General features: G+C 31.2%; 22 protein-coding genes and 1 riboswitch. Of the genes, 14 read left to right on the top strand and 8 right to left on the bottom strand.

What is annotated here, in order from left to right; genetic code table 11:
- Nucleotides 1-14: 14 nt before the first annotated feature.
- Complete coding sequence (locus AB8U03_RS14935; RefSeq protein WP_369705363.1) at nucleotides 15-434, bottom strand: Fur family transcriptional regulator; 420 nt, start codon at nucleotides 432-434, stop codon at nucleotides 15-17.
- Nucleotides 435-622: 188 nt separating this feature from the next.
- Here AB8U03_RS14935 and cobC point away from each other — a divergent pair, with 188 nt between their 5' ends.
- The 6 genes from cobC to AB8U03_RS14905 all read left to right on the top strand — a co-directional run bounded on the left by cobC (nucleotide 623) and on the right by AB8U03_RS14905 (nucleotide 4,341).
- Nucleotides 623-1,216, top strand: a complete 594-nt coding sequence (gene cobC, locus AB8U03_RS14930; RefSeq protein ID WP_369705362.1) for an alpha-ribazole phosphatase — start codon at nucleotides 623-625, stop codon at nucleotides 1,214-1,216.
- A 96-nt stretch (nucleotides 1,217-1,312) separates the two neighbouring features.
- A complete protein-coding gene (gene cobS, locus AB8U03_RS14925; RefSeq protein ID WP_369705361.1) occupies nucleotides 1,313-2,074 on the top strand; it encodes an adenosylcobinamide-GDP ribazoletransferase in 762 nt (253 codons plus the stop codon).
- A 31-nt stretch (nucleotides 2,075-2,105) separates the two neighbouring features.
- Nucleotides 2,106-2,654, top strand: coding sequence for a bifunctional adenosylcobinamide kinase/adenosylcobinamide-phosphate guanylyltransferase (gene cobU, locus AB8U03_RS14920; RefSeq protein WP_369705360.1), 549 nt, complete (start codon nucleotides 2,106-2,108; stop codon nucleotides 2,652-2,654).
- Between the two features lie 41 nt (nucleotides 2,655-2,695).
- Nucleotides 2,696-3,763 carry an FAD:protein FMN transferase gene (locus AB8U03_RS14915; RefSeq protein WP_369705359.1) on the top strand — a complete coding sequence of 356 codons (1,068 nt, stop codon included), beginning with the start codon at nucleotides 2,696-2,698 and terminating at the stop codon, nucleotides 3,761-3,763.
- 143 nt (nucleotides 3,764-3,906) lie between these two features.
- A complete protein-coding gene (locus AB8U03_RS14910) occupies nucleotides 3,907-4,101 on the top strand; it encodes a DUF1858 domain-containing protein (protein ID WP_369705358.1) in 195 nt (64 codons plus the stop codon).
- A 45-nt stretch (nucleotides 4,102-4,146) separates the two neighbouring features.
- The gene (locus AB8U03_RS14905; RefSeq protein WP_369705357.1) at nucleotides 4,147-4,341 is read left to right on the top strand and encodes a DUF1858 domain-containing protein; all 195 of its coding nucleotides are present in this window, start codon (nucleotides 4,147-4,149) and stop codon (nucleotides 4,339-4,341) included.
- A gap of 34 nt (nucleotides 4,342-4,375) precedes the next feature.
- Here AB8U03_RS14905 and AB8U03_RS14900 read toward each other — a convergent pair whose 3' ends face one another.
- Nucleotides 4,376-5,284: a cation diffusion facilitator family transporter gene (locus AB8U03_RS14900; protein WP_369705356.1), complete on the bottom strand. Its 909-nt coding sequence runs from the start codon at nucleotides 5,282-5,284 to the stop codon at nucleotides 4,376-4,378.
- A 410-nt stretch (nucleotides 5,285-5,694) separates the two neighbouring features.
- On the opposite strand from AB8U03_RS14900, the gene nifJ reads away from it, so the two are divergent.
- Entirely contained in the window at nucleotides 5,695-9,219 is a 3,525-nt protein-coding gene (gene nifJ, locus AB8U03_RS14895) for a pyruvate:ferredoxin (flavodoxin) oxidoreductase (RefSeq protein ID WP_369705355.1), read from the top strand.
- An 86-nt stretch (nucleotides 9,220-9,305) separates the two neighbouring features.
- Here nifJ and AB8U03_RS14890 read toward each other — a convergent pair whose 3' ends face one another.
- The 3 genes from AB8U03_RS14890 to AB8U03_RS14880 all read right to left on the bottom strand — a co-directional run bounded on the left by AB8U03_RS14890 (nucleotide 9,306) and on the right by AB8U03_RS14880 (nucleotide 11,226).
- Nucleotides 9,306-9,467, bottom strand: coding sequence for a CDIF630_02480 family spore surface protein (locus AB8U03_RS14890; protein WP_369705354.1), 162 nt, complete (start codon nucleotides 9,465-9,467; stop codon nucleotides 9,306-9,308).
- Between the two features lie 127 nt (nucleotides 9,468-9,594).
- Entirely contained in the window at nucleotides 9,595-10,239 is a 645-nt protein-coding gene (locus AB8U03_RS14885) for an undecaprenyl diphosphate synthase family protein (RefSeq protein WP_369705353.1), read from the bottom strand.
- A gap of 138 nt (nucleotides 10,240-10,377) precedes the next feature.
- Nucleotides 10,378-11,226 (bottom strand): YitT family protein, encoded by an 849-nt coding sequence (locus AB8U03_RS14880; RefSeq protein WP_369705352.1) that lies wholly within the window; start codon nucleotides 11,224-11,226, stop codon nucleotides 10,378-10,380.
- Nucleotides 11,227-11,632: 406 nt separating this feature from the next.
- Here AB8U03_RS14880 and greA point away from each other — a divergent pair, with 406 nt between their 5' ends.
- The 4 genes from greA (at nucleotide 11,633) to AB8U03_RS14860 (ending at nucleotide 15,784) form a co-directional block, all read left to right on the top strand.
- The gene (gene greA / locus AB8U03_RS14875) at nucleotides 11,633-12,097 is read left to right on the top strand and encodes a transcription elongation factor GreA (protein ID WP_369705351.1); all 465 of its coding nucleotides are present in this window, start codon (nucleotides 11,633-11,635) and stop codon (nucleotides 12,095-12,097) included.
- Between the two features lie 168 nt (nucleotides 12,098-12,265).
- On the top strand, nucleotides 12,266-14,002 hold the full coding sequence (locus tag AB8U03_RS14870; RefSeq protein ID WP_369705350.1) for a phosphoenolpyruvate carboxykinase (ATP): 1,737 nt from the start codon (nucleotides 12,266-12,268) through the stop codon (nucleotides 14,000-14,002).
- Between the two features lie 79 nt (nucleotides 14,003-14,081).
- Nucleotides 14,082-14,183: riboswitch (SAM riboswitch) on the top strand.
- 74 nt (nucleotides 14,184-14,257) lie between these two features.
- Nucleotides 14,258-14,719, top strand: a complete 462-nt coding sequence (locus AB8U03_RS14865) for a YbaK/EbsC family protein (RefSeq protein WP_369705349.1) — start codon at nucleotides 14,258-14,260, stop codon at nucleotides 14,717-14,719.
- Between the two features lie 363 nt (nucleotides 14,720-15,082).
- On the top strand, nucleotides 15,083-15,784 hold the full coding sequence (locus AB8U03_RS14860) for a TMEM165/GDT1 family protein (protein WP_369705348.1): 702 nt from the start codon (nucleotides 15,083-15,085) through the stop codon (nucleotides 15,782-15,784).
- Nucleotides 15,785-15,852: 68 nt separating this feature from the next.
- Here AB8U03_RS14860 and AB8U03_RS14855 read toward each other — a convergent pair whose 3' ends face one another.
- Together AB8U03_RS14855 and AB8U03_RS14850 are read right to left on the bottom strand one after the other, a co-directional pair.
- Complete coding sequence (locus AB8U03_RS14855; RefSeq protein WP_369705347.1) at nucleotides 15,853-16,434, bottom strand: flavin reductase family protein; 582 nt, start codon at nucleotides 16,432-16,434, stop codon at nucleotides 15,853-15,855.
- 201 nt (nucleotides 16,435-16,635) lie between these two features.
- Complete coding sequence (locus tag AB8U03_RS14850) at nucleotides 16,636-18,216, bottom strand: DEAD/DEAH box helicase (protein ID WP_369705346.1); 1,581 nt, start codon at nucleotides 18,214-18,216, stop codon at nucleotides 16,636-16,638.
- Nucleotides 18,217-18,369: 153 nt separating this feature from the next.
- Here AB8U03_RS14850 and AB8U03_RS14845 point away from each other — a divergent pair, with 153 nt between their 5' ends.
- Genes AB8U03_RS14845 through AB8U03_RS14835 form a run of 3 tightly spaced genes read left to right on the top strand, consistent with a single transcriptional unit; the run spans nucleotide 18,370 to nucleotide 21,695 of the window.
- The gene (locus tag AB8U03_RS14845; protein ID WP_369705345.1) at nucleotides 18,370-19,602 is read left to right on the top strand and encodes a M16 family metallopeptidase; all 1,233 of its coding nucleotides are present in this window, start codon (nucleotides 18,370-18,372) and stop codon (nucleotides 19,600-19,602) included.
- Between the two features lie 51 nt (nucleotides 19,603-19,653).
- A complete protein-coding gene (gene recX, locus AB8U03_RS14840) occupies nucleotides 19,654-20,493 on the top strand; it encodes a recombination regulator RecX (protein WP_369705344.1) in 840 nt (279 codons plus the stop codon).
- Nucleotides 20,494-20,507: 14 nt separating this feature from the next.
- Nucleotides 20,508-21,695, top strand: coding sequence for a transglutaminase-like domain-containing protein (locus tag AB8U03_RS14835; RefSeq protein WP_369705343.1), 1,188 nt, complete (start codon nucleotides 20,508-20,510; stop codon nucleotides 21,693-21,695).
- A 44-nt stretch (nucleotides 21,696-21,739) separates the two neighbouring features.
- Here AB8U03_RS14835 and AB8U03_RS14830 read toward each other — a convergent pair whose 3' ends face one another.
- Nucleotides 21,740-22,099, bottom strand: a complete 360-nt coding sequence (locus tag AB8U03_RS14830) for a tetratricopeptide repeat protein (RefSeq protein WP_369705342.1) — start codon at nucleotides 22,097-22,099, stop codon at nucleotides 21,740-21,742.
- Nucleotides 22,100-22,250 lie beyond the last annotated feature (151 nt).

The raw sequence follows: 22,250 nt of genomic DNA, 5'->3' as shown, positions 1-22,250 counted from the left end.
ATCTTGACATTGATTTAATAAATATCCTTTTTGCAATTTTTACATATGCCATAAAAATAAACCTGATTACTTATTACCTCGTAGTCAACGTAATTTTTAATTTTATCATTTAGAGCTGTAAAGCAAACCCCGTCTATATCATCTACTCTCCCACAATTTAAACATTGAATGTGAGAATGAGGTTGAACATTTCCATCATATCTGAAATTGCCTTCTCCTACATTGATTTCCTGTATTAGATTTACTTCAACCAATGTCTTTAGGGCCTTATACACGGTTGCCAAGCTCATAGTTGGATAATCTTGCTGCAGAGTTTTATATATTGTTTCTGCTGAAGGATGTTCTTTAGTAGATTGTAAATATTTATATACTGCAATACGTTGAGGAGTGAGTTTCAATTTTTTATTTCTAAAAATACTAGTTAAGTTATCCATAGACACCATCCTTATTTCATAATCAATTATAACTATATAATAAAAATTATTACTTGTCAAAAGTAATTTTATAGTAATTATTTCGTTATATGGATAATAAGTTATAAAACTCATGGTTTTTGATTTGTATATTTTATATTAATACTATATAATAAAGACAATTAACTAAGTAGAGGTATAAAATTTGTATGAATATTTATTTTGTAAGACATGGACAAACTGATGAAAATAATAATAAATATTATTATGGAAAAATGGATGTATGTTTAAATGAAAAGGGTTTAGACCAGGCTGAAAAGGCGGCCATATTTTTGAACCATATAAGATTTGATGAAGTTTATATAAGTGAGAGAAAGAGAACTGCTGAAACGGCCAATATAATTTTAGGAAATAATTCAAAAAAATTTAATGTAGATAAGAGAATAAATGAAATAAATTTTGGAAAGTTTGAAGGTAAAAGTTATGAGAATATAAAAAAATTATATCCAGAGGAATATGACAGATGGTGTAGCGATTGGAAAAATGAATCACCTCCAGGTGGAGAAAGTTATGTGGAATTTTATTCAAGGATACATGGTTTCATGGATGATATTTTAAAATTAAACAGAGAAAATATTCTCATAGTTACCCACGGTGGTGTTATAAGATCTGTTTATTCTTATATCTTAGATGAGAATTTGGATTTTTTTTGGAAGTTTGCATCAAAAAATGGTGATGTTACCCTGGTGAAATATGAATACCATAATTTGTACATAGATAGCATAACTCATGTTGGCATTTAGTACTTATATGTAAAATTTGACTTGGACCATTTTATATAGTATTTATCAAATCAAGCAGTGAATGTTAATGCCTTTAAAATATTAGGAGGGTTTTTTGTGCGAGAATTTATTAATAATTTTCTCTTGATGATTCAATTTTTAACTAGAATTCCGGTAAATAAAAGTTTACCCTGTGGAAAAGAAAATTTTAGAAGAGCATCTATTTTTATGCCCGTTATAGGACTCATAGTGGGGGGAATACAGTGGATAATATATAAATTAGCTATACTTATACTGCCAGTAAATGTTTCTGCAGTTATTGTACTCTTAGCGGGAATAATATTGACTGGTGCATTACACGTAGATGGGTTAGGAGATATGTGTGATGGTTTTTTTGCTTTTAAGGGCAATGACAGGATAATAGAGATAATGAAAGACAGCAGAATAGGAAGTTATGCCTGCGTCACCATAGTGATGGATTTGCTTTTAAAATATAGCCTGCTTTGTTTTATATTGCCCAAGTTCTCTCTTATAATAATAGCAGCACCTGTTATAGCCAGATTCTCTATAGTCTTTATAGCCTTTATAGGCAGAACGGCTAAAAGTACAGGATCGGGAAATCTATTTATAGGTAATATAGGAAAACTCCAAATGTTTCTTACTACATGTATAACTATGATTATTTTGCTTTTTGTAGTTAATATGAATCCCAGATATGTGATTATATTGATATTGGCCGCTTTTATTGTACCATTTATATTTAATCTGTATTGTAATAGAAAGATAGGAGGACTTACAGGAGATCTATTTGGAGCAGATAATGAGATGGTAGAAATAATTACAATGCTTATAGCATCTGTTGCAATGATGCACTTATAATAGGTTATGATACTTGTTTGGAGGTAAAAACATGGGAAAAATAATTTTGGTAACGGGAGGAAGCAGAAGTGGGAAAAGTACTTTTGCTGAAAAACTTTTAAAGGATAAGGAAGAAGTCCTTTATATAGCTACAGCTGTAGTTACAGATGATGAAATGAAAAAAAGAATAGAAAATCACAAGTTGAGGAGAAATCCAAATTGGATAACCCATGAAGGATATAGGGGATTGGGTAATGTAATAAGAAACAGCCAATGCCAATATATAATGCTGGAATGTATAGGCACTATGATAACCAACATAATCTTTGAAAAGAAAGTTGATTTTGATAATATTACTTTTGATGAAATAAAAGAATTGGAAGAGTATATTATGGAAGAAGTTAAAAGTATAATTTTTTCAATAAATATAAGTTCCAAACATATTTTAATTGTAACTAATGAAGTGGGTTTAAGTATAGTGCCGGAATATAAACTGGGTAGAATATTCGTGGATATTTTAGGAAGGGTAAATCAATTTATAGCTCAGTCAAGTGATGAGGTATATTTGATAGCCTGTGGTCTGCCGTTAAAATTAAAATAAGCGGTTTAAACCGTCTGTTTTATTAAAAGGGGTTAAATGAAATGAACTACAGTAAAAAAATACGTATTTTTTTAAGTGCAATAATAATAATGTCTGTAATTCCATTATCTTCATGTATAAATAACAATGGCAATTCAGAACCTATATCAAAGACTGAATACATGTTGGGAACTATATGTACAATAACGGTATATGACAACAAGTCTGAAACAGTTATAGATAATTCTATAGATAAGGCTTTTGCAAGAATTAAAGAAATTGAAAATAAAATGAGTGTAAATAAATCGGGAACAGAAGTTGATGCTGTGGCAAATGCTGCAGGCAAGAATTTTGTCAAAGTGTCGGATGACACTTTCTATGTGCTGAAAAAGGGTAAATATTATTCAGGGCAATCCTCGGGATCTTTTGATATAACTATTGGACCGTTAGTAAAGCTGTGGGGAATAGGAACGGATCATGCCAGAGTTCCTTCTCAGCAGGAAATTGATGAAAAAAAATCACTGGTCAATTATAAGGATCTTCTGCTGGATGAAAAGGATAAAAAGGCAATGCTTACAAAACCTGGAATGTCTTTGGACTTAGGGGGAATTGCCAAGGGATATTCAGCAGATGAAGCAGCAAGGATATTGAAGGAAAATGGAGTTGAACATGCCATTGTAAATTTAGGTGGAAATGTTCTGACTATAAATGACAATCCTGATGGCAATCCATGGACCGTAGGAATACAGGATCCATTCAAATCAAGGGGGAGTGTAGTTGGTACCATAGATGTTACCAATAAAACAGTGGTCACATCAGGTATATATGAGAGGTATTTTGAAAAAAACGGCAAAAAATATCATCATATACTAAATCCCTTTACTGGGTATCCTATGGATAATAACCTAGCCAGTGTTACACTGGTGACAAATGTGTCCATAGATGCTGATGCCATGACAAAAAATATATTTTATTTGGGATTGGATAAAGGTGCGGAATATGTGAAAAAGGTACCAGGATTAAGTGCCATATTTATTACTAAAAATAAAGAGGTTTATGTTACAGAATCATTAAAAAATGATTTCCAGATCACTAATTCAAGTTTTAAATTGATTCATGATATTAAATAAATTAAGTAATAATATTTTAATTTATGTAAAGCTTGCTATGAAATGATTTTAGTATTAAAATTATTCTATGATACTTATTAGTAAGTAATAATATATAGGCATACTAAATCAGTATGTTAATAATGTAAAGTGAGGTATAAAATATGTCTAAGATAACCAAGGATATGACTATAGGTGAAATAATTGGATTACATCCGAGGCATGCTGAAACATTGATGACATTTGGAATGGGATGTGTAGCTTGTTCTGCATCTCAGGGAGAAACTTTAGAGGAGGCAGCTATGGTACATGGAATAGATGTTGACAATCTGTTGAGGGCATTAAATGCACTTGTTTAGTGGATGAATGGGTTTTATAAAAAATTGTAAAGAGAGGTTAATATTATGGCTAAGATTACTAAAGACATGACTATAGGGGATGTAGTAAAAATAAATCCCACATATGCTGAAATACTTATGGATTTTGGAATGGGATGCATAGGTTGTCCTGCATCATTGGCTGAAACAGTAGAAGAAGCAGCTATGGTACATGGTGTAAATGTAAAAAAATTGGTTAAGGCACTAAATGAAGTAGAATAAAAGTAATTGTGTTTAAAATAGATAGGAGGTACTCCTATCTATTTTTGCATTTTGATTTATTGGGAAGTCCACAATTTATACAATCATTATCACAGGATTCCAGGTGAATCATTACCTCTGTATTTTCAAGGGATCTGCTCATTTCAGCTTCTATATTATTGCAAATATCATGGGCTCTTTTCATATGCATGTTCCCGGGAAATACCAGGTGAAGATCTACATATCTTTTATTACCGGATTTTCTAGTCCTTAATTTATGAAAACCACAGTATCCAGAACTATATTTAGATATAGCATTGGTTATAATGGATATTTCATCATCAGATAATTTTACATCTACCAGTGGATCAAAGGCAGTTTTTAAAAGATTAAAAGCTTCTTTTAAAATAAACAGAGCTATGAATATAGCTACAAGAGGATCTAAAAAATGAAGATTGGTAATCCATATTAAAAATAATCCGACACCAACTCCTAGGGAGGAATACACATCTGTCCTAAGATGAAGAGCATCTGCCTTTAAAGCTATAGAATCATTTTTCTCTGCTACTTTGTATAGTTTTTTAGATACAAAAAAGTTTATAATTGCTGATAAAAACATGATTAAAAAACCCAGGGTAGATGAACCTATTTCTTTTCCACTGAGGAGTCTTTTGGAAGCTTCTATTATTATAAATATAGATGCTGTGAAAATCAATATTGATTCCAGTACACCAGATACATCCTCAAATTTTCCGTGACCATAAGGATGTTCTTTATCTGCGGGTTTGGATGATATTCTCACAGAAAAAAATGATATTATGGATGCGGCCAAATCCATAGTGGAATGTATGGCTTCAGATAGAATACTCACTGAACCTGTAATTACCCCAACTATTAATTTCATAATTATTAAACTGCTATTAGAAATTATAGAAAGTCTGGCAGTCTTTACTCTTTCATCCATTAAAAAACATCTCCTAAAATTCAATAATTATCAAATGATAAATCATAATACCTATAATAATAGGCTAAAATGCTTTATAAGTCAATAGAAACATAAAATAATAAGCATTATCAATTGATAAAGAGAATCGATTTTAAAGTTTGTCAATATCCAAGTTAATCCATCTATTATTATATACAATAATAATTAAATTTGTTCATTGGGAAAAACCTAATATTTTTGAAATTTTTATGTATGAGAATCTTTATATTTCAAATAATAAGTTAGGGAAGATATACTTTCTGCCTTAAAGGTGAAAGAAATGACTTATTTTAGAAGAAAATAAAGGTGGAGAGAGTTTGTAATGTAAATATGCTCTACAAACATTATACATATCTATCTATAAATAATAAAGGAGGATTACAAGTTTTATGGTTAAGAATATGAAGACTATGGATGGAAATCAGGCTGCAGCTTATGCTTCTTATGCGTTTACTGAGGTAGCCGCCATATATCCCATTACTCCGTCCACTCCTATGGCTGAGGGTGTGGATGAATGGTCGGCTCACGGTAAGAAAAATATCTTCGGTCAGACTGTCAAAGTGGCTGAAATGCAATCGGAAGCTGGAGCTGCAGGAGCAGTACATGGTTCTTTGGCTGCAGGAGCACTAACTACTACTTATACTGCATCCCAGGGACTTTTGCTCATGATTCCAAACATGTATAAAATAGCAGGGGAACATTTACCGGGGGTGTTTCATGTAAGTGCTCGTGCAGTTGCTGCTCATGCTCTTTCAATTTTTGGAGATCATCAAGATGTAATGGCCTGCAGGCAAACAGGTTTTGCCCTTTTGGCATCTTCTAATGTTCAAGAGGCAATGGATTTGGGATTTGTTGCACATCTAAGTGCCATAGAATCAAAAGTCCCTTTTTTACACTTCTTTGATGGATTTAGAACTTCTCATGAATATCAAAAAATAGAAGTCATGGACTATGAAGATATCAAGCCCCTAGTGAATTATAAATCCATAAAGGAATTTAGAGATAGGGCCTTAAATCCTGAACATCCTACGATTAAAGGAACTGCCCAAAATCCAGATATATATTTTCAGAGCAGGGAAGTGTCCAATAAATTTTATGAAAAAGTTCCTGAAATTGTGGAGAGATACATGGAAGAAATAAATAGGATAACGGGAAGGCAGTATAAACCTTTTGAATACTATGGGCATAAAAATGCAAAATGTATAATTGTAGCTATGGGATCGGTATGTGACACCATAGATGAAACTGTGGATTATTTAATGGAAAAGGGAAAAGAAGTAGGTTGTATAAAAGTACATCTCTACAGACCGTTTTCAAAAGAGCACTTTTTAAATGTACTGCCTTCTACTGTGAAGAAAATCTCAGTTTTAGACAGAACTAAGGAACCGGGCTCTATTGGAGAGCCACTGTATCTGGATATATGCAAGGTATTTTATGGAAAACAAAATGCACCTTCAATATTTGGTGGAAGATATGGACTTGGATCTAAAGACACTACCCCTTCGCAGATATTGTCCGTATTTGAAAACATGAGAAAGGATATGCCAAAAGAAAGATTTACTATTGGCATAGTAGATGATGTTACTAATATTTCCCTGGAGGAGCATGGTATTATAGAGACCACTCCCAAGGGAACTATAAGCTGTAAATTTTGGGGATTGGGTTCTGATGGTACAGTGGGAGCCAATAAATCTGCTGTAAAGATTATAGGGGACAATACAGATCTTTATGCCCAGGCCTATTTTTCTTATGACAGTAAGAAATCTGGAGGAACTACAGTATCTCATTTAAGGTTTGGAAAAAATTTAATAAAATCACCTTATCTTGTACACAGTGCAGATTATATAGCCTGTCATAACAAATCCTTTATAAATAATTATGATATATTAAAAGGACTTAAGAAAGGTGGAACTTTTGTATTAAATTGTCCATGGGAATTGGAAGAGTTGGATGAAAATCTTCCAGCTTCTATGAAAAAGTATATTGCTGAAAATGATATAAAATTTTATATTATAGATGCAGTTAAAATTGCCAGAAAAATTGGCCTTGGTGGAAGAATCAATATGGTAATGCAGGCAGCATTTTTTAAATTGGCCAATGTTATACCAATAGATGATGCCATTAGATATTTAAAGGAATCTATAGAAAAGACTTATGGACGTAAGGGAAAAAATATAGTTGAAATGAATGATAAGGCCGTGGACAGAGGGTTAGAAGCTGTGATAAAGGTAGATGTACCTAAAGACTGGGCGGATGAAGTGCCTGAAAGCGATGTAGTGGGGGACGAACCGGATTTTGTTAAAAACATTCAGAGACCTATGGCAAAAAATGAAGGAGATAATTTACCTGTAAGTGCATTTTTAAATATGCCAGATGGAGTTTATCCCGTTGGAACAACAGCTTATGAGAAGAGAGGCATAGCTGTAACAATACCTGAATGGCAGATCGACAAGTGTATACAGTGCAATCAGTGTGCGTTTGTCTGTCCACATGCTACTATAAGGGCTTTCCTTTTAGATGAAAATGAAATAAAAAATTCCCCTGAGAGTTTTGAAAGCAAAAAAGCTGTTGGCAAGGGACTGGAAGGAATGAATTTCCGTATACAGGTGAGTCCTATGGACTGCACAGGTTGTGGAAATTGTGCGGATATATGTCCTGCACCAGGAAAAGCTCTTATTATGAAACCACTTGAAGAAAAGTTGGAAGTTGAGTCAAAAAATTGGAATTATGCAGTTAGTATAATTCCAAAAGAGGATTTAATGAATAGAAACACCTTGAAAGGAAGCCAATTTATAAAACCACTTTTGGAGTTTAATGGGGCTTGCCCTGGATGCGGTGAAACTCCTTATGTAAGATTGCTCACTCAACTTTTTGGAGAAAGAATGATGATTGCAAATGCTACAGGATGCTCATCTATATGGGGTGCAAGTGCTCCATCCATGGCTTATACTAAAAATTTAAACGGAAAAGGGCCATCTTGGGGAAACTCACTGTTTGAAGATAATGCAGAGTATGGTTATGGTATGTTTTTAGCAGTAAAACAAATGAGAGAAAAACTTAAACTTCTTATGACTTCATATTTGAAAGATTGTAAGCAGGATAATATAAAGAATGCCTTTAATGAATGGCTGAATACTATGGAGGATGGAAGCTTGTCTAAGATAGCTTCAGAAAAAGTAGTAAAGGCTATTGAAGCTTGTGATTATACAAAAGATCCTGTGTTAAAAGAAATAATGGATAAAAGGGATTATATGGTAAAAAAATCTCAATGGATAATAGGTGGAGATGGTTGGGCCTATGATATTGGATTTGGAGGTGTAGACCATGTATTGGCCTCAGGGGAAGATGTAAACATGTTTGTAATGGATACGGAGGTGTATTCAAATACAGGAGGGCAATCCTCCAAGGCAACTCAAACTGGCGCTGTGGCAAAGTTCGCAGCTTCGGGTAAAGTCCTGAAAAAGAAAGATTTAGGACTTATGGCAATGAGTTATGGTTATGTATATGTAGCACAAATTTCTATGGGTGCAAACATGAACCATGCATTAAAAGTTATAACAGAAGCTGAAAATTATAGAGGCCCTTCACTTATAATAGCCTATGCTCCATGTATAAATCATGGTATAAAAACTGGCATGGGAACCAGTATGGCTGAGGAGAAAAAGGCTGTGGAATCCGGATATTGGCATTTATACAGATTTAACCCTCTACTGAAGTTGGAAAATAAAAATCCTTTTGTTTTAGATTCTCAACCGCCAAAATTGCCTTTCAGGGAGTATATAGAGGGCGAAATAAGGTTTTCATCCATTAAAAATATATTTCCAGAAAAAGCAGATGAGTTGTTCAAATTGTCAGAAAAAAATGCTATGGATAGGTATGATATATATAAAAAACTATCCCAAATACAATATTAAATTAAAAATTGAGGATCGCTGCATTATAAGCGATCCTCAATTTTCAATCTATAATATAACTATCTGTTATATATATTTGCAAGATCTCATTTTTCATTAGTATCTACCCATTCTTTGGAGTTTTTAGCCTCATCTTTACTTGGAACGGGCACCTTGGAAACTGGTTTGGTTTCGGTAATATTTGCCCAGGAGGCAGTTTCGTGATTTTCTATGATCTTTTCTTTATGATTTTTTTTGCTCTTTAACATAGTTTTATCACCTCAACTTTAGTATTTTACAAAAACCATAATATATAAGTGAAAAATTTTCCTAGGTAATATAGATTTTAGTTATATTACCTAGGAAAATTTTGCAAATGATATGGGATTAAAATTGTTAACCACCAAGGGTTATATCCTGATGATTATACCATTTAAGAGCCTGCATAAGATGTTCACTTTTAAAATCCGGCCAGTAATCATCTATTATATAGAAATCTGAATATACCGATTGAACAGGTAAAAAACCGCTGAGTCTTCTTCTACCTCCCCATCGTATTATTAGATCTACTTTTGATATGTCATGGGAATTCAAGTTTGAAATAATAGAATGTCTGTTTGTAGATTGAGAATTCATTGTTTTCCCTAGATCCCATTCCCAACCATAGTTTACCAGGAAATTAAGCCGTATACCACCACAACCTAAATTTTTTCTAACTGTATAGGGTAGAAGAACTTTCGGAAACATGGCAGAGTTGACATTTCCCACTACTAACAGAGAAACATTCTCTTTAGAAAGCATTTTCACAGCTTCTACACAGGCTTCAGTAAAAGCTTTTCTTTGAACTGACGGTCTTTTTGTATTGTCCGTAGTAAAACCATAATAGGTCAATTCTTTTATTCCTAATTTTTCACATAATTTAAATAATTTCATACCAGGGTTTAAACCGAAATCATAGCCTTTTTCTTTGCCCAGTTTGTTTTTTACAGCCCATCGTCTGTTCCCATCTGGAATTATACCTATGTGATTTGGCAATGTCATACACATATCCCCCTTATTTAATACTAATTTAGATTATTGCCAATAATTTAAACTAGTATTCTAAAATATATAAAATAAATTATATTGTAACATAGGTAAGGATATCCAGAGGGACATCGAATGCCCTTTGGATATCCTCTACATTATACTGCTAAATCCTTCCCCTAAAACTTCATTTATGTCATTTACAGTTATAAAGGTTTTATCATCTAAAGTTCTTATATAATCCTTTAATTTTAAAAATTGTTTTCTATCTAAAATTGTGGTTATGACTTCTTTTTTGTCATTTTTGTAAGCACCTTTGGCATAATAAATGGTTGCACTTCTTTCCAACTCATTTACAATATAATCTTTTATATTTTTTCCGTTATTACTTATTATGGCAACTTGTTTGTAAGAATTTAAACTTATTATAACTTTGTCGATTATAGTGGAATTTAATATTACTCCTAGAATTGCATACATTCCTTTATTTATTCCAAGTATTATAGTGGCAGCTATAGTTACTGTTATGTCAGCTATTAATACAGATTTACCTATGCTTATTTTTGTATATTTATTTATTATTTTTGCAATTATGTCTGTCCCACCAGTGGAAGCATTAAGATTAAATACTATACCCATACCTATTCCACATATTAATATTCCAAGTATAAGTTGTACTAAAATATCACTGCTAAAAGGTTTTATATTAGGATATATTTTTTCAAGCAGTAGTATCAGTGCAGATATGGAAAAGCTGCAAAATATGGTTTTACCTCCAAATACAGGCCCAATTATTATAATCCCTATGGTGAATAATATACCTTCCATTCCCATCATCAATAAGCCAATTGGAAGATTTGGAAATACACTGTTTATAATTATAGCAATACCACTTGTACCACCAGCTGCAATGTGGTTTGGAGCTAGAAAGAAATAAGTTCCAAAGGCTACTAAAAATGTTCCTATTAACATGAGAAAAATATTTTTTAGATTTATCTTCATAAATAGTCCCCCTCCTATATAATTATTATTGGATTTTAAATTTATCCACTAAAAAAAGCATATGAAATCCAAGTAAGGTTCTCTTAGATTTATATGCTCTCATACATACAAATTATAAACATTGCGTGTACGTCTTTTAAAATACTTCTAATAAGATTATATAATGGTAAATATTCTTATGTCAATATGTTTTTAATATTACCTTTGAAGGGAATAGATTATTACAAATTTTTCATCTAAATATCCCATTAGTCCGTGTTTTTCTTGTTTGGGTTGTATTATTCAATTAGTAATATTATAATAAAGTAGTAAAGTAAATTAATATATAAAAAAGCATTAAATTTATAGAAAATGACGAATTTTATAATGACGTTATAGAAAATTTAGAATAGTAGGTGAATTATTTATGCAAGATGTAATTTTGACGGAGTCAGGCAAAAGAAAACTTGAGCAGGAGTTGGAATATTTAAAAACAGTTAAAAGGGTAGAAATAAAAGCGGCATTAAAAGCTGCCCGTGCCCAGGGAGATCTTAGTGAAAATGCTGATTATAGTGCAGCTAAAGATGATCAGTCCATGACCGAAACCAGAATACAGGAACTGGAAAATCAACTTAAAAACGCTGTAATAATAGAGAGCTCACAGGATGAAGGTGTGTTCGATATAAATAAGACAGCAGAAGTAAAATTTTGTGATATAGATGAAGTTGAACAAGTTACTCTTGTAAGTTCTGTAGAATCAGATGTGAAGAAAATGAAGATAAGTATAGAATCACCTCTGGGTAAGGTCTTATTTAGATTGAAAGTAGGGGAGAGGGCAACGGTTGTATCTCCAGATGGAAACTATGATGTTGAAGTAGAAAAGATTTTATAAATATTTCGCTGGATATTTTATCTGGCGGAGTATTTTTTTACTAAAAATTATATATGAACAAAACTTAAAACTTCAGGTTCTCTGTTTTAAAATATTGATTAATTAATTTAAAAGTGATAAAACTTTATATATATCTATTAAAAAAGATAAACCTATAGGGGGCTCATTATGGAAAAAGAATTTTATTTAAATAATGGCAAGGTTATGGTAAACTTTACAGCTAAGTATTGCAATACCGCAGAAAAGCTATTTGACAGCAATGTTTTTAAACGTGTTTTAAAGGACTATTTTATGAAGATAAAGAATAAAGATACAAATATTTATAAGTATATTTGTAAAAATATAGCTGTTAAAGATGATGCGGAAATGTTAAATACGATAATTACCATGTTTAAACTTCTAATGGTCTTAAAGGGAGAAGAAGTATTGAAACTTGATAAAAACTATAAAATTTTGCTGGAAAACAGGGATGAATTTATATTATTTATCGAGGATTTATATGGATTTTGGAGAAAATTAGAGAGATATACTATTGTGCAAAATAATAAAATTGGGGACGGGCTTGAAAATGTAAGTTTTATAGAAGCCAATAATGAATTTTCACAATTGATATTGGATACTTATAGAAAGATAGAGGAAAGTGTACTGGGATATAAACCTCAGGTGTACAGGCAACTTCCTGCTGGTGGAAATGCCGGGTTAATATTGAATAATATAGCATGGCCTTGCCCGGAAGATTATAGATGCCTTAACCAGATACCCTTTATTCAATCTATAATATTAGATCCTCCTTTTATAATTTATCCGAGGAAAAATAAAAGAGATGGATTTTTTAGCGAATGTGAATCCAATCCTCTAATAGGGTGCTCTTTAAATCCAAATCACTGGTTTTGTTACCCGGCAAAGGTGGGAAACCTTTTGGCATATATATATTTTCACAGGGATTTTATGGCCCATGGGGTTACGTTGTGTAATTTATTTGAAATGGCAAGTGAAGAAGAATATAGAGGAAAGAAGCCGGATATAATTTATGTGTTTGGGGCTAGAGATAATTGTGAGAATATAAAGACTATTTTTTATGATGATGCAGAAAACAATATAATGCTTGGATATATAAATTATAGTGAAGATATAGATTATTTTGGTTATATGAAGAAAATGACATTGACTCTTCATAATCTTATAATGATAAAGAGAGGATATTTACCAATACATGGAGCTATGGTAAATATAGTAACAAAGGATAATAAGGTAGCTAACATAATTATAATGGGAGACAGTGGTGCAGGAAAATCAGAAAGCCTGGAGGCATTTAGGGAATTGGGAGAAGAGTATATAAGTGATATGACTGTAGTTTTTGATGATATGGGTACGGTTAAAATTGAAGAAGGTAATAAACCATTGGCTTATGGTACTGAGATAGGAGCTTTTGTGAGGCTAGACGACTTGGATACGGGATATGCATTTAGACAGATAGATAGAAGTATATTTATGAACCCTGACAAGATAAATGCCAGGCTGGTCATTCCAGTTGCCAGTTATACGGAGATTACAAAGGGATATCCTATAGATTTATTTTTATATGCAAACAATTATGAAGATGGTGATGAACTGGAATTTTTTAAATCTACAGATGAAGCTATAGAAGTGTTTAGGGCCGGAAAGAGAATTGCCAAGGGAACGACTACTGAAAAAGGACTTGTGGGTACTTATTTTGCCAATCCATTTGGACCCGTGCAAAAGGAAGAGGAAACAGATAAAATACTGCGCAGATATCTGGATGAGTTTTTTAAGTCAGGTATAAAAGTTGGTCAGCTTAGAACTTGTTTAGGTATAAGCGGCAAAGAAAAGGAAGGGCCTAAAAAGGCTGCTTTAAAATTATTAGAAGAAATAAAGAATCTGTAAAAAATATTGTGATTTATCAAAAACATAAGTTGACAAAAAGTTAATGTTTTGATATCCTTTATTTAATTAAATATTATAATTCTTATCGCGAGAGACTGAGGGACTGGCCCTATGACGTCCAGCAACCTAAAATTATATTTTAAGGTGCTAATTCCAGCAGGTAATACCTGGAAGATAAGATATAGAAGTACGCAAATCTTCTTATAGCTTATCTATAAGAAGATTTTTTATTAAAAAAAATTGGAGGAATTGAAGATGAGTGTAGAAAGTGTAGTTAATTATTTTTTAGATAGGGGTATTGAGAATCCGGTATTTAAGCTTCCACATAGTGGTGCCACGGTACAGCAGGCTGCAGAAACCATACATACAGATCCCAAATATATAGCAAAAACATTGGCATTTAAGCTTAAAAATGAGGATATAGTAATAGTTATGAGGGGTGATTTAAGAGTTAGCAACAAAAAATTTAAAAACTTTTTTAAAACCAAGGCAAAGATGCTGGATCACGATGAAGTATTGGAAGTCACAGGTCATCCTGTAGGAGGTCTATGTCCTTTTGGGTTAAAAAATCCTATTAAAGTATATTTAGATGAATCTATAAGGGATTTTCAATACGTATACCCTGCCGCTGGTTCAAGGGAATTTGCTCTTAAAATAGAGCCTGAAACAATTAGCAATTTAGTTAATGGACAGTGGATAGATGTTTGTGAAAGTTGAATGAATTTAGGGTAAGTATGATATGTGCTCTAAACAGATTGACAGGCAGGATTAAAATTTTATATTGCTTATGTGTAGATTATATGGTAAAATTAATGTCATTAAAGAAAAATAAAAACTTGAATGTTAAAAGGGAGTAACTGCCTATATTGGTGATAAAGTCAACATACTGACCTTTGGGTCTGGCTTTGTCGTGGCTGATTTCAGTCAAGCGAGACTTTTAACACAATGGTTCTATCATTGTGCTATAAAGTCTTTTTTAGTGTGATTATTTATGCTAAAAAAGATTTTAAGCAGGATAGAAATTCACTGTGTTAGAAGCCTTTTTATTTTTATATATAAATTTTAAAAGGAGGTTACTAAATGACAATAATTATTAAAGCATTATTACTTGTAGTTGTGGCAGAAATGGGTGATAAAACTCAACTGCTTGCTATGGCTATGGCTGGTAAGTACAAAGTAAAACAAGTATTGATGGGGGTGCTTGTTGCTACAATTTTCAATCATGCTCTTGCAGTAGCAGCGGGAAGTTATCTGAATTCCATTATACCAATGAACATAGTAAAAATTGTAGCTGCAGTATTATTTCTAATCTTTGGACTTTGGACATTAAGAGGAGATAAAATTGATGAAGTGGATGAAAAAAAGAATAAATTTGGTCCAGTTGTTACAGTAGCAATAGCTTTTTTCCTAGCAGAAATGGGTGATAAAACTCAACTTATGACAATAACAATATCTGCACAAAGTAATCAACCAATATTTATATTAATGGGAACTACAATAGGCATGTTAATTGCTGATGGTATAGGTATTATAGGCGGGGCATGGATGTGCAAGCATATCCCGGAAATATACATAAAATGGATAGCAGGAATTATATTTATATTCTTTGGATCAGTTACTATTTACAACGCTGTTTCTTTCTGGTCACCTGTATATATAATTTTATACATACTAATACTTATGGTATTAATATATTTATTCGGTGTTAAATTCTCACATCATAGTCAGGTCTGTAATATAGCTTTGCCGAATAAAAATGATCCAAAAGATAAATTAATTTAATACTTATCTAGCTGCCGCAATTATAAATGCCGGTGCATTATTATTTTCCAAAGCTGAAATAAAAGCCCTTATCTCGGGGCTTTATTTTTCTTTCTAATTGAATAACCAAAAGAACCAAGTGATTTTGAATTCAAACTATAATATTCTCCGTGGCTGTAGCAAATAAGATTTGCCTTATCAAAATGTATTTTGTTATTTGAATCCAATAAATTTTCATCTATTTTAACATTTAAAACTTTAAGTAGGAATAAATCATGGGTTCCAAGAGGTGTAACTGATTTTACTTTACATTCTAAAGCTATTGGGGATTTTTGTAATGAGGGAGTAGAAATGGATACACCTTTATTAAGCTGCAGGTTAAAGTGTTTGATTTTATCTTCTATCCTTCCAGAAATAACACCACAATAGTCTACAATCTTAACCATATCTTTTGTAGGAAGATTTATGACACATTCTCCACTTGTCTTAATATATTCATAAGAAAGCCTTTCAGGTCTTATTCCCATGGAAATGATTGGCTCTCTGGTGCAGACAGTGCTTATCCACCCAACTGTAAAAATATTTAATTTGTTAGATTTGCTCTTAGAAGTAACAAGAACTACTGGAGTAGGGTTTAACATTGCACTACCTTTAAAATTTAATTTATTCATATTGTAGCCTCCAACTTGTTTTAAATACACTTTATGCTTGAGCTGCATTCCCTATAAATGATATTTAATACTAAGCAAAAAGCCCTAAGGAACCATTGGACGTATTTCATGGTATTTATAGGGCCTTGATTTAGTCATTATGAGGTAAATTAATCTGAGAAAAGTAAAGTAAAAAATAATTTTGACTGTTCAAAATAAAGATTATGAATTAGATTTTTTACTTTTTGCCAGCTCTACAGAAACTCTTCTTCCTTGAAGTCTTTTACCATTGGATTTCTTTAGTATGATATTTCCAACTCTTTCCGGTATGCTTATAAAAGTAAATTTATTTAATATATCTATATCGCCTATTTCATAAGTTTCTACTGAAGATGTTTCAGTTATAAATTTCAATAACTTTCTTGGAGTTATATTATCCATCCTTCCTATGGAAAAGAATAGTCTTATGTTTTCCTCTTCTGTACTTATGGAATTTTCCTTGTAATTAAAACTCAATTCCTTCTCGAAAATTATTTTCATAAGGGCAGCAGCTACATCCACTAAATTATATTCCTCATCCAACTCTGTTGCCACTGGAATAAAGTTTTTATAATTCTCTTCAGATATAACATCTCTTATCTCTTTTTCTATATTTTTATATTTAGCCTCGAATATATCATCTACTGTAGGAATTTCTTTTCTCTTTATCTTGCTCTTAGTAAACTTTTCTATTTGTTTTAACAGTATATATTCTTTAGGAGTTACTAGAGAATAAGCAATTCCTTCTTTATTAGCTCTTCCCGTTCTTCCAATTCTATGCACATAGGATTCTGTGTCCTGAGGAAGATCATAATTTATAACATGGGAGACATTTTCCACATCTATACCTCTGGCAGCTACATCTGTGGCAACTAAGAAGTCTAGAGAACCATCCTTGAATTTTCTCAAGGTATTTAATCTCTGATTTTGTCCCATATCACCGTGCATACCTTCTACGTTATATCCTCTTGATTGCATGCCTTCCACTAATTCATCCACACCACGTTTAGTTCTGCAAAATATAATAGCGCTTGAAGGTTCATCCACATCTAAAATTCTACACAAAGATTCAAATCTATCCTTGTTTTTTATTTCATAATAGTATTGTTTTGTTTTTTCGACAGTCAGTGTGTTCTTGGCTATTTCTATATATTTTACATCGTTTTTCATATACTTTGAAGCTAATCTTTTTATCTGATTTGGCATAGTAGCGGAAAAGAGCAGTGTCTGTCTATCTGAATTGCATGATTTGATGATATCCTCTATATCATCTATAAAACCCATATCCAACATCTCATCTGCTTCATCTATTATTAAAAACTGTATGTTGCTTAAATCCAGGGTTTTTCTGTGTAAGTGATCCAGTATTCTTCCAGGTGTGCCGACAACTACATCTACACCTCTTTTTAAAGATTTAATCTGTCTTTCTATAGGTTGACCGCCATATATTGGGAGTAGTGATGTTCTTTTGAATTTAGCAATTCGAGACAATTCATCGTTTACCTGAATAGCGAGCTCTCGGGTTGGTGTCACTATTATACATGAGATTTTTTTATCTTTGGAATTTATCTTGCTTAGCATTGGTGCTCCAAAGGCTAAAGTTTTTCCTGTACCTGTCTGTGCCTGACCTATTACATCTTTTCCTTCTAATATTATGGGAATTGATTCTGCTTGGATTTGTGATGGTTCTTCAAATCCCATGTTATCTATGGCCTGGAGGATCTTAGGATCCAAGTCTAAATCGTTAAAATTAATATTTTTCATTAAAATTCCTCTTTCTTTTTTATATTACAAAGCAAAGTTTATCATATCATAGTATATACATATTATCAAATTTTAATTTAATTTCAGCTCTTTTTATTTACAATAATATAAACTATAATAGAATATACTAATAAATTTAAAGGAGAATTTCATATGTTTGATGCTAAGGAAAGTATCCTGCCTAACGGTATAAAACTTGTTACTATAAAGAGAGATACCCAAATAGCGGCTTTTCATGCTGGTATTAAAATTGGTGCTATATATGAAGATATCGATGAAAAAGGCATATCTCATTTTATTGAGCATATGCTTTTTAAAGGCACAGAGCGTAGAAATAATAAAAAACTAAATATGGATTTGGAAGATTTAGGTGGAGAATACAATGCTTATACTGATAATAATTCTACGGTGTATAGCATTACATCATTGTGGATAGAATTAGAAAAGTCTATAGATATTGTTTCCGATATGCTTATGAACTCTACATTCCCCAGGGAGGAAATTGAAAGGGAGAGAGAAGTGATACTTTCGGAAATAAGAACCAGCAAAGATGATATAGAGGATTGTAGCTTTAGAAAAATAAATCAATTGGCATTTAAAAAGGGTCCACTTAGGTATGATATAACGGGAAATGAAGAAAAGGTAAGTAAATATAAAAGAAATGATTTAATTAAATTTTATAATAGATATTATGTACCCAATAATTGTTTTATATCAGTAGTTTCCTCTTATAAGCATGAGGAGATCTATAATTTGATCCTAAAATATTTTGGAACATGGAAATATAGAGAATTTAACAGAAATGATGTTATAATTGAAAAAAACCTTTCCTGCAAAAAGGTTTCTTATAAAAAAGATATAGAACAGAGCACAATAATATACTTGTTTACCTTTTATGGATTGAGTAAAAAAGAGGAAATGGCTCTTAGAATATTGAACCATAAATTTGGAGAAAGCAGTAATTCTATTCTATTCAGGAAATTGAGAGAAGAAAAAGGACTTGCTTATGATATATATACCGATTTGGACTTGTCGGATTTGGTGAAAACTTTATACATATATACTTCTGTAAAAGAAGAAAATATAGAAGATGCCATCCGTGTTATTGAAGATTGTATAAACAAGGTTAAGAATGAAAAGATAGCTTTTGATGATAATACAATTGGTTTAATGAAAAAAGTATTAAAGACTGCAGTAGTATTTACACTAGAAGATCCAACAGATATAGGAAATTATGTTTTACATCAATCTATGAAGAAAGATAATATATATAGATTCATTTATGACATAGAGAAAATTGAAGATATAAAGAAAGAGGATATATATGGAGTAGCTAGAATTGTCTTTAAAAATCCCACTATCCATATATTGAAAAGAAAACCTTAATGGGTACTGCTGATTTTCATCAATTATTTATATAAATTTAGGGAGAAGATTGTGGATAAACATATAGTCACTAAAATTGAAATTCAGAAGAAAAATAAAGAAAGAGTTAATATATATATAGATAATAAATTTGCTTTTTCCTGTGATTTGGAACTTGTATATAAATTTAATATAGTGAAGGGAAAAGTTTTAGATATAGAGTATTTGAAAAGTGTAATAAATGAAAACAATTATATGAAATGTAAAAACTCTGCTCTTAAAATATTAGAGAAAACCTATAAGACGGAAAAACAAATGAAGGATAAACTGGTTCAAAAACAATATGATGAAGATGTTATTGAAAAAGTTATGGATTTTTTGAAAAAATACAAGTTTATAGATGATAATAAATTTGTGGAACTCTATGTAAAAGAAAAAATTAATTCTCAAGGTAAAAATAAAATTAAATATTCTTTAATAAAAAAAGGAATAGATGAAAGCTTTTTAGATGAGAAATTGAATTTAATAGATAGTTCTTTTGAAGAAAAGGCTGCTTTAAATATTGCGCAAAAAAAGTATTCTGTTATTGTAAAAAGTGAAAATAATGTAAAAAAGATATATAAAAGATTAGGAGATTATTTGATAAATAGAGGATATGACTTTAGTATAGTTAAAAGCGTACTTGAAAAGATACTGAAAAAATGTGATGACTGCAATGAAAAAAAAGAGAGTATGTATTTAAAAGAAAATGATAAAGGCGAGTTGTACAATATTGCAGAAAAAAGGTATAAGATAATAATAAAGTCGGAAAAAGATAAAAATAAGATATATAGAAAACTGGGGTCATATCTATTGCGGAAAGGATATTTATGGGATGATATAAAGAAAGTTTTAAAACTTTTTATTGTTTAGAGGTGAGTATGATTATGAATGTAAATCCTATAACATTGATGATAGGATTAATATTTTTATATCCCCTTATAAAGGGATTTCTATTTAAGTTCTCTTCTAATGCTTTAAAATTAGATATAAATGATGTGAGTAGAAGTATTTCATTTATAATATCTTTAATAATGGGCACATATTTAGGTAAAAAAATATTTATACAGCATGATAATGGAATATATAGGAACATATACAATTTAATACCTGAAAATTTTTCACAATATTTTGAGAGTAATAATTTTATAATATATGCAGCTGTAATTCCATTTTTTGTATTTATATGCTACAAAATTATAAAATTACTTCTTGATTTATTTAATTACTTTACTTTTTATCCTATACTTGACAGTATAGACAGATTGTTAAGATCTAAAAGCAATGGGTTTAAAAGAGCATTGGGAATGATTTTTCAGCTGCCCAAGGCAATATGTTATGTACTTTTAATTGCATTTATATTGAATATAATGTCCATATTTAATATAAATTCAAAATTAAATAAGTACATGGAAGGTTCAAAACCATATAATGCTATTTGCAAGGAGATAATAATCCCAGTTACCAATTCAACTATTGCAAAACAATTACCCAATGTAATAGACAATTCTTTCAAAGTAGTTATAAGAGAACCAAATTCAAATGAAGTAAAAGAAGTAAATGACTTAAACAGGGTAAAGAATAATGGAAACACCATAGTATATTATAATGGAGTTACGTTGGATGAAGGGGTTAAATCAAATGGAGAAATTAATAGTTTTGCCAGAGATCTTGCTTCAGAAGGGAGCAATACCACTGAGAGGGCAGAGATGTTGTATAATTGGATAGGGACCAATATAGATTATGATAATCAAAAAGCCAACAAGGTATTAAATAACGATTTTAATGTACAGTCAGGGGCTATTCCAACATTTTATTCTAAAAAGGGAATTTGTTTTGATTATTCCTGTTTATATGTAGCTATGGCCAGAGCAAATAACATAAAGGTGAGATTAATAACAGGTGAAGGATTTAATGGTATAAGTTGGGTAAGTCATGCCTGGAATCAAGTTTATATTCCAGATGAAAATAAGTGGATAAATGTAGATACCACCTTTTACAAAGGAGGAAACTATTTTAACAGTAAGAGATTCCTAGTTGATCATAAAAATGCCCAGATAGTAGGGGAATGGTAGAAATAAGATAAATACCACTCTGGTTTAATGAGAGTGGTATTTATCTATTTTGATTTTGCTATGTAATTTTTAAGTATAGTATTTATAGCTTTTTCACAATCTGAGTCTTCATTATTTAAGCACCATGCATTATTAAAATATATTAGAGCTTTTTTATTATCTTTCAACATAGTATAACAATATCCAAGATTAAAAAAATATTTACTTTCCCTCTTTAATTTAATTGCAGAATTTAATAAGACAATTGCTTTTTGGTATTCTTTCAGTTTTATAAAACATACGGCTGAATTATATAACGAAGATGACTCATTATCTTTTATTCTTATTGCTTTTTCATACATATCAATAGCTCTTTTATAATTCTTGGAATTATAATACTCATTGGCTTTTTGAAAGTAGCTCATTTTACTCCTCCTCAGATTATATGATATTTTATAGTCCCTTAATAGATTTATATCCACTTTTAGAGAAAATATTCCAAAGGATTTCAGGGCAAATTATTTTTTGAATTAATAAATATCCACCAGCTTAGCTGGTGGTTTTTCCTAAGCCCTA

It is taken from the genome of Clostridium moutaii, from assembly GCF_041205085.1.
GTDB classification, from domain to species: domain Bacteria; phylum Bacillota; class Clostridia; order Clostridiales; family Clostridiaceae; genus Clostridium_B; species Clostridium_B moutaii.
The sequence above is the reverse complement of the archived record's forward strand: the minus strand, read 5'-3'. Positions and strand labels throughout refer to the sequence as shown.